Raw genomic sequence first — 9,095 nt, 5'->3', positions numbered from 1 at the left:
ATTATACCATAATTGAAGCGATTAGTTTCAAATAGTAACTTAATAACTTGACATTATTTAATTAATAAAATAAACTAACTTACATAAAGTAACTATCATAGAAAAGAAGAGTACACCATGAAAAGAAATGAAATTAGGGAAGTTGTATTAAGAGCAGCAATAGGTCTAACATTTTTTGTTCGTGGGTAATCAAAGTTCCAAGGTGGAATTTCAAATACAGTTGCCATTTTTGATAGTATTGGAGTTCCTGGATTTCTAGCCTATGTAGTTGCTGTAGTAGAGCTGCAGTGCAGGATTGTATTACTTGTTGGAATGGGAGCACGAGTGATTAGTGTTTTATTTGCCCTTATAATGGTAGGGGCCATTTTTACAGCAAATCTTTCGCTTGGTTTTCTTGGAGATGGAAAAATGGCAGGTTGTGAACTCATGTTTATTCCGGTTATTTTGTTTTTGCTGAAAAATCCCAACTTTCATTAGATCAAAGACTAATAAAATCCTAAAAGAATATTCTAGGAGGGTAATTATGGGATTTCACACAAAACCAACCACATTCATTGGTTATGTCAAAATCAAAGCGGAAAAGCTAGATCGTTCTTTACAGTTTTATAAAGATTTACTTGGTTTCGATATTTTGGAACAAACAGCTTCAACAGCCAAATTAACAACAGATGGCAAAACGAGTTTTCTAACTCTTGAGGAACCTGAAAATGTTACACCAAAACAGGGAAGAACAACTGGTTTATATCATTTTGCAGTTTTATTACCGAATGTATTGGATTTAGCCAATATTATTGTTCATTTAGTGGAAAAAGAAATTCGATTTGGCTCTTCTGATCATCTTGTGAAGCCTTGTACCTAAATGATCCAGATGGCAATCTGTTAGAAATTTATCGTGACCGAGCTCCTAGTGAGTGGAATTGGAATGGTGACGAAGTGGAAATGACTGTTGATCCATTACACTTAGAAAATCTACTAAAATATACAACGCCGGATAAACCTTGGAAAAAGATGCCTGAAGGAACAGTAATGGGGCATATACATTTACACGTGTCAGAACTAGAGAAGACAGAAGAATTTTATGTCAAGGGATTGGGAATGAACGTAGTCAATCGATTGGGAACGCAGGCATTATTCCTTTCCTATGGGAAGTATCATCATCATGTTGGAGTCAACACTTGGAATGGTGTAGGTTCCCCACCTCCACCTGAAAATAATGTGGGTCATGAATCATATACTCTCATTTTTGATAAGGAAGAGACCCGTGAACAAACTGTTGCAAATCTAAAGCGGATTGGTGCCAAGGTAGTAGAAGAAAATAACCAATGGATCACCTTTGATCCTTCAGGGAATCGAATCAAGTTAGAGGTATAAAATGGGAGGTGCAAGAATTGACTGCTGATAAAAGTACCGGTATTGAGATTGGTATTTATACACTTGCTGATATTGGGCCTGATCCTCTTACTGGAAAAGCAATAACAGCTAAGGAAAGAATAGCAGAAATTATACAAGCTGCAAAACTTGCAGATGAGGCAGGACTAGATGTCTTTGGAGTTGGTGAACATCATCGTTTAGATTATGCTTCTTCCTCGCCGGCAGTTCTATTAGCTGCTATTGCACAAGTAACAAAACAAATTAGATTAACAAGTACAACAAGTGTCTTAAGTACACTTGATCCTGTTCGTCTATTTGAAGATTTTGCAACATTGGACTTACTTTCAGACGGACGAGCAGAAATTTTGGCTGGTCGAGGAGCATTTATAGAATCCTTTCCTCTATTTGGATATAGCACAAACGATTATGATGAATTGTTTGAAGAACATATGGAACTCCTATTACAACTAAATCAAAAGGAGACCGTCACATGGTCTGGGAAGTTCCGATCTTCTTTAAAGAATGCTGAAATTACCCCACGCCCCGTACAAGAAAAAATACCACTTTGGATAGGGGTTGGTGGTACACCTGAGAGTGCTGTTCGCGCTGGGAGACTTGGCGTTGGAATGGCTTTAGCAATCTTGGGTGGCCCCCCGGAACGTTTCAAGCCACTTGTCGATCTATATCGTCAAGCAGGAATGGAGGCTGGGCATACACCTCAAAGCTTGAAGATTGGTGTAACCGGTCATGCTTATCTAGCTGACACAACCCAGCAAGCAAAGGATGAGTTTTATCCTTATTACTCCAATTATTGGGAGTATGTAAACCGGCAGAGAGGAATGCAGACACGAATGACAAGGGATCAATTCGAACAATTGGCTAGTCCCGATACAGCGTTATTCGTGGGAAGTCCACAGCAAGTATCCGAAAAGATTCTCCAGCAATACGAACTCTTTGGGCACCGACGTTTTTTAGCCCAGTTAGATGTAGGTGGTCAACCTATTGAGAAAGTGGCAAAAGGTATTGAATTGTTAGCAACGGAAATTGCTCCAATTGTCCGAAAAGAAACTAGTAAATAACAATTAAAGGCGGCATTGTGTTTGGGTTTTTTAGAAAAAATAGTTGGAAAACAAACTGAGGAGGAAGAAACAATGACAACAGAGAAGTTAAATATAGGGGTTATTTTAGGAAGCACTCGTCAAGGTCGTGTAAGCCCACAAGTAGGGGAATGGGTAAAAGGGATTGCTGACAAACGTGGAGATGCCGATTATGAATTAGTCGATATAGCAGATTTTAATCTACCATTTTTAGGAACAACTGATGGAACTGAACCTGGTATTACTGCTTGGAATGAAAAATTAGCAAACCTTGATGGTTTTGTTTTTATAGTTCAAGAGTATAATCATAGTATCTCTGGTTCTCTAAAAAACGCACTAGACTTTGCCCGTGAAGTTTGGTACAACAAGGCGGCTGGGATAGTAAGTTATGGTTCTACAGGTGGTGCTCGTGCCACAGAACATTTGCGTGGAATCTGTGGGGAATTAAAAATCGCCGATGTTCGCATACACCCAACGCTTTCTTTGTTCACTGACTTTGAAAATATGACTGATTTTAAACCACAGGAATTGCATCTTGATAATGTCAATGCGATGCTTGATGAAGTAGTTTCATGGAGTGGAGCCTTAAAAACAGTACGTTAAACTAAAAAAATATAAATATATGATAGTTCAAATGGATCGAAGGTTAAAATACCTTCGATCCAAACTTTTATTTTAGCTTAATGGATGACCCCATCCAACATCTTCTCTCTTGCGATATGAATCATGAGCTTTATTCGATTGATTTGATTAACCTTGCTAATATTGGAGTCATAATCAATGGACACTAAATTCGCATTAGGGTATTCTTTTTTAATTGCGTTGAACATGCCCCTACCAATGACATGGTTTGGTAAACATCCAAACGGCTGCACACAGACGACGTTTTCCACTCCTGCATCCATTAGTTCAGCAATTTCCCCGGGTAGAAGCCACCCTTCTCCCATCTGGTTTCCAATACTTAAGAAGCGGGAGGCTTTATTAGCCACATGGCCAATCTTCAATGGAGCCTCAAAAAGACCGCTCTCCAGAAGAGCTTTTCGGATAGGGTTCCTGTAAAATTCGATTAGCTCAATTGCCACTTTCCCGATAGCCACATTTAATTTTGATTTTCCGAAGTGATCTGCTTTAAATTCACGATTATAAATGGTGTACAAAATGAAATCGATGAAATCTGGAACAACAGCTTCTCCGCCTTCTTCCTCGATAGTTTGGATTAATTCATTGTTTGCATAAGGGTGGAATTTTACTAAAATTTCACCAACTATACCTACTCGAGGCTTATGAGCAGATGTGATTTCAATTTTGCTAAAGTCTTGAACGATTCCTTGGATAACTTCCTTGTATTTTCGCATAGAAAAATCCTCAAGTAACTTTTTCGCGCAAGACTTCCACTTTTCATACACTTGAGTAGTTGTTCCTCTTACTTTCTCATAAGGTCTGACAGCAAGCTCTAATCTCATGAGTAAATCACCCAAGCAGGATGCTACAACCATTAATTTGGCAAGGGATAAAGGAATCTTAAATCCGGGTTGTGTTTCGTTCTCTAATCCTCCCCCATTTAAAGAAAGGACAGGGACCTGTGGCATGCCAGCATTTCTGAGAGCTTTTTTCAACAAGGCGAAATAATTGGTTGCACGGCACCCCCCGCCTGTCTGAGAAATAATCACCGCAGTTCGATCTAAATCATATTTACCACTTTTTAAACCACCAACTAACTGACCAATCGTAATGATAGCAGGGTAACAGGCGTCATTATTAACATACCTTAGCCCTTCTTCAACGTCGGCATCTGATACATCTTTTAAGAGTTTTAAATCATATCCCCCTATATCAAAGGCTTTTTCCAATAGTTCAAAATGAGTTGGTATCATTTGTGGGAATAAAATCGTATATCGTCCCTTATCCTCTTTTTTAAAAATAGGAGGCTTTAGTTTCTGTTGAACCTTTCCATCTGATTGTTTATCTCTCTTCTCAATGGCTGCGTGCAAGGAGCGAAGCCGTATTCTAGCTGCTCCAAGATTGCTTACTTCATCCATCTTAATCCACGTATAGAGCTGACTGCTTTCCTCTAACATTTCTTGAACGGCATCTGTTGTAATGGCGTCTAGACCACATCCAAAAGAAGTGACTTGAAGTAGCTCTAAAGATGGTTCCTTTTTGACCACGTCAGCAGCTTGATAAAGACGAGAGTGAAACGTCCATTGATTAACCACATCCACTTGTAAGTCTTTTTGTGCTAAGTGGGTGATGGAATCCTCAGTTAGAACCGCCATACCTAATTTGTTAATCTCATTAGGAATTCCATGGTTGATTGCGGGGTCAATATGATAAGGATGTCCAGCAAAAACAATTCCTTTTTTATTGTCCTTTTTTAACTCGTTGAAAATCTCTTCCCCGCGACACTCAAGCCATTCTTTATATGCTTGTTCTTCTTTTTGTGCTTTTTTAAGAGCTCGCTTCATTTCCTGTTTGGGAATATTGCTAAAGCATTGACTTAATTCTTTAAAAAGTGCAGAAGGTTTATCAAAAGTAACAAATGGATGAATGTAGTCTATTCGATGTTCTGACAATACTTTTTCCATGTTCACTCTGATAACCTCTGGATAAGACGCTACAATCGGACAATTAAAATGGTTCTGTTGTGCTTGATTTTCATTCTTTTCATAGACAACGGACGGATAAAAAATTCTATGAACCCCTTTTTCTATTAAATTCAGAATATGACCATGAGCTAATTTTGCTGGAAAACAAACCGAATCCGATGGTATAGTTTCTATTCCATTTTCAAAAATAGCCTTGCTGGATGGGTCAGATAGGACGACTTCAAAACCTAATTCGGTAAAGAAGCGATGCCAAAATGGATAGTTTTCAAAAATATTGAGCACACGCGGGATCCCAATAATGCCTCTTTCAGCTTCAACACCTTCAAGACAAACACGATGAAAGAGCTTATCTAGTTTTTCCTCAACCAAATTAGGGAAGGAACTTTTTTGCTTTTGTTTTCCAGCTCCACGCTCACATCTGTTTCCGGTAATAAATACTCTTTTATCAGGAAATTTATTAATGGTAATTGGACAATTATTCTCGCAAATTCCACAACGTCTATGGGAGGTTTGAACTTGGAAGTCTTCTAGTTTTGTAGCAGGTAAAATGGAGGAAGTAGCTTCTTCGTCCCATTTTTCCTTTGCAATTAATGCAGCACCATATGCCCCCATTAGTCCTGCTAAATCAGGACGGATCACTTTTAAACCAGTTATTTTCTCGAAAGAGCGGAGGACAGCATCATTTAGGAATGTACCTCCTTGAACAACCACATGATTGCCTAACTCCTCTAATGATTTCAACTTAATAACTTTATAGATAGCATTCGAAATAATAGAATGGGCTAGCCCTGCTGAAATATCAGAAATGCTGGCTCCTTCTTTTTGGCATTGTTTCACTTTTGAATTCATAAATACCGTACATCTTGATCCCAAATCTACAGGTGCTTCTGCTGTTAAAGCCATTTGAGAAAATTCTTGTACACTCTTGCCCAAAGTCTCAGCAAAAGTCTCGAGAAATGAACCACACCCAGAAGAGCAGGCTTCATTTAGTAAGATTTGATCAATGACACCCTTCTTAATCTTGATGCATTTCATATCCTGCCCACCAATATCAATGATAAAATCTACATTTGGTTGGAATTTTTTTGCTGCTGTAAAGTGGGCAATGGTTTCTACTTCACCCACATCTATTTCAAAAGCTGCTTGTATCAATTTTTCTCCATAACCAGTGACAGATGAACTTACAATATGAACATCTTCAGGGATTATTTTATAGAGAGAGGTTAAACCCTCACGAACTGTTTGAATAGGATTTCCTTTATTTTTTTCATAAAAACTAAATAGGACTTGATCATCTTCCCCCATTAAAACCATTTTTGTTGTTGTTGAACCAGCATCTATTCCTAAGAAGGCATTACCAGAATAGGATTCTAACGAATGCTTTTTAACTTGTGCCTGGTGGTGACGTTGAATAAATTCTTTGTAATCCCCTTCATTATCAAATAGAGGATTCAGATGTTTAGACCGATTTGAACCCGATTGATTCATTGTAGAGAGAAGGTGAATTAGTTGGTTCACATCTACCAATTCATTTTGATTGCTCTCAAGTGCAGCACCAATTGCTACATAATAATGGCCATCATTACTATGTAACACGTGCTCCTCAGTTAAACGTAAGGTTTCAATGAATCTCTTTCTTAACTCCGATAAAAAGGTTAGGGGTCCCCCTAAGAAAGCCACATTTCCTCTTATCGGTCTTCCGTTCGCAAGTCCAGCAATCGTTTGATTGACCACTGCTTGAAAAACAGAAGCGGCAATATCCTCTTTTCTAGCCCCTTCATTAATAAGTGGCTGAATATCCGTTTTAGCAAAAACTCCGCATCGAGAGGCGATTGGATAAATTCGTTCTGCCCCTTTTGCTAGCTCGTTCAGTCCCTCTGCATCTGTGTGTAAAAGAGAAGCGATTTGATCAATAAAAGCTCCCGTTCCCCCTGCACAGGCAGAGTTCATTCTTTGTTCAATCCCATTGGTAAGATAAATAATCTTAGCGTCCTCACCGCCAAGCTCAATAATGACATCAATATCCTGTACGGTTGATTTTACAGCTTTCGTGCAAGCCACCACTTCCTGTATAAACGGAATCCCAAGAGGTTCAAACAATCCAAGGCCCGAAGACCCACTTGCATTCATTTTCAACTTAGCGTAAGGAAACTGTTCAGATACCCTGTTTAGAAGGTGTAAGGTTGTATTTTTTATATCAGAAAAATGTCGTTGATAGGATTTAAAGACAATTTCATTGCTAGTGTTTAATACAACGAGTTTCGCAGTTGTGGAACCTACATCAAGACCAACCTGAAATATCATTCCATTTCTCTCCTTTAGGCAATTTAAGAAAAATAACGTTCAAGCATTAGATCAATTCTTTTTTCCATATCAGGAAGCGGTAATCCCGTTACTTTTTCAAATAAAGGCTCCATAAGGGTAGGTAGAAAAGTTGCTCCTAATATATGGGACATCATGATGGTTGTTTTTTCAGCATCAGATTCACCCGTTATTTCTTGAATCGTATCGTGCATTTTTCTCAAACCAATCGCCTTGATAAAAGTAACAAAATCTCTTTGGCTTTGGAAAAGAAGGGTTCCTTGAGAGAGAAGTTTTAGTCCAATAAAAGGGTACTGTTGATGGATAGTTACATATTGAATCAAGAAACGCTTTAGCCTTTCCTTTGGCGCTGTGGTTTCATCGTCTAGCAGAGTAAACGTATCTTTTAATGACGTGACTAAGATTTGGATAACTTCATTGATCAATTTATCCTTTGAACCAAAATAATAATTGACCAATCCGACATTCACCTCTGCCTCAGAGGCGATTTTTCTTATTGTAACCCCTTCGAATCCCTCTCTTTTTACAAGACTTAATGTGGCCTGTAGAATAACCTCCCTCTTCGTCATTTCCATTTGGATCCCTGATTTCTATTTATTAGTTTAAACAGCGTTTTAAACAGCGTTTAAACTAAATATATCAATCTCAAGGAAGTATACCTCGTGAACGTTTTGTGAAATTTTTGAATTGTTACTATAGGGATAGAAAATAAATTATTAAAAGATGGGCCTAGTATAAATGAGGCTTATCTAATATGGATGAAAAGGTATGATGTGTTTGTGGATAGTTGACTATTAGTATAGGAAGAAAATCAGCTAGTGAATGGAAAAGGTAAAGTAAGGTCATGTTTGCTCAAATCAAGTTTGGGGGTAAAAGTTTATGTAATAACTATTCTATTTGGTGTGATTTTTTTGTGAAATCAATCGTGGAAATTCTCTTTATTATGGCAGGATTTCTTTCTTTGGGGCTAGGAATATTAGGGATTGTTTTTCCATTACTCCCAACTACCCCACTTATATTATTAGAGGCTGCATGTTTCATTCGAAAATCGGATAGATTATAGCAGTGCCTTCTTCATAATAAATGGATTGGAAAATATATAAGAGATTTTCATGCTGATCGCGCGATTCCATTAAAAGCAAAAGTAATAGGAATTACTGTACTCTGGTTATCTCTTGGTTTTTCTATTATTTTTGTCGTTGAATTTATTCCTGCTCATGTAATCTTGTTTGGGATAGGAGCGTTTTTCACATGGCTGATCCTATCATTTAAAACAGCTTACCAAGGGCAAGGGGTATATGAATAATGAAGAATTTTAAAGTTCAATTGCAAATCTGATTAAGGGGTAAGTTTGGTTAATATAATACTATTGAATTCAGCTTCTTCTATATTAAAGTCTTTAGCAGACTAATAATAATGGATCTATGTTCTCTAAGTGATTAAATGAATGCTAACGTTGAAGCTTAACTTTTATATAGGACAAACAAGTTCTTATTTACCGAATATTTCCTGTGATAATCCTATTGCAATTGGGTATTTACCATGTTATATTAATAAACGTCGCTTCAAACGAACGCGATAAACAAAATAAACAACTTCAGAAAGTTGTTGACATGAAAAACCTAGCATGGTATATTAATAAAGTCGCTGTTGAACAGCCGACACCATTTGAACCTTGAAAACTAAATAAAACAACCTG

At 37.7% G+C, this 9,095-nt stretch carries 5 protein-coding genes and 3 pseudogenes; 6 read left to right on the top strand and 2 right to left on the bottom strand.

Annotation, left to right across the window (positions count from 1 at the left end; genetic code table 11):
- Positions 1–207 precede the first annotated feature (207 nt).
- The 5 genes and pseudogenes from RZN25_17405 (at position 208) to RZN25_17385 (ending at position 3,071) form a co-directional block, all read left to right on the top strand.
- Positions 208–315 (top strand): annotated as a pseudogene (locus RZN25_17405) (oxidoreductase).
- Positions 316–324: 9 nt separating this feature from the next.
- Complete coding sequence (locus RZN25_17400) at positions 325–477, top strand: hypothetical protein (protein ID MEQ6378585.1); 153 nt, start codon at positions 325–327, stop codon at positions 475–477.
- 46 nt (positions 478–523) lie between these two features.
- Positions 524–1,371, top strand: a pseudogene (locus tag RZN25_17395) (VOC family protein).
- A gap of 17 nt (positions 1,372–1,388) precedes the next feature.
- Entirely contained in the window at positions 1,389–2,450 is a 1,062-nt protein-coding gene (locus RZN25_17390; protein MEQ6378584.1) for an LLM class flavin-dependent oxidoreductase, read from the top strand.
- Between the two features lie 21 nt (positions 2,451–2,471).
- On the top strand, positions 2,472–3,071 hold the full coding sequence (locus tag RZN25_17385) for an NADPH-dependent FMN reductase (GenBank protein MEQ6378583.1): 600 nt from the start codon (positions 2,472–2,474) through the stop codon (positions 3,069–3,071).
- Positions 3,072–3,148: 77 nt separating this feature from the next.
- Here RZN25_17385 and RZN25_17380 read toward each other — a convergent pair whose 3' ends face one another.
- Positions 3,149–7,378 carry an acyl-CoA dehydratase activase-related protein gene (locus RZN25_17380; protein ID MEQ6378582.1) on the bottom strand — a complete coding sequence of 1,410 codons (4,230 nt, stop codon included), beginning with the start codon at positions 7,376–7,378 and terminating at the stop codon, positions 3,149–3,151.
- 23 nt (positions 7,379–7,401) lie between these two features.
- Positions 7,402–7,965: a TetR/AcrR family transcriptional regulator gene (locus tag RZN25_17375; GenBank protein MEQ6378581.1), complete on the bottom strand. Its 564-nt coding sequence runs from the start codon at positions 7,963–7,965 to the stop codon at positions 7,402–7,404.
- Positions 7,966–8,240: 275 nt separating this feature from the next.
- Between RZN25_17375 and RZN25_17370 the strand changes: the two are divergent.
- A pseudogene (locus RZN25_17370) lies at positions 8,241–8,702 on the top strand (YbaN family protein).
- Positions 8,703–9,095 lie beyond the last annotated feature (393 nt).

The organism is Bacillaceae bacterium S4-13-56 (assembly GCA_040191315.1).
Classification (GTDB): Bacteria; Bacillota; Bacilli; order Bacillales; family JAWJLM01; genus JAWJLM01.
This window is presented reverse-complemented; position numbering and strand designations above follow the sequence as displayed.

Excerpts from the sequence above, each read along its gene's own strand:
- RZN25_17380 (MEQ6378582.1), bottom strand. The coding sequence starts at position 7,378 with ATGATATTTCAGGTTGGTCTTGATGTAGGTTCCACAACTGCGAAACTC.
- RZN25_17375 (MEQ6378581.1), bottom strand. The coding sequence starts at position 7,965 with ATGACGAAGAGGGAGGTTATTCTACAGGCCACATTAAGTCTTGTAAAA.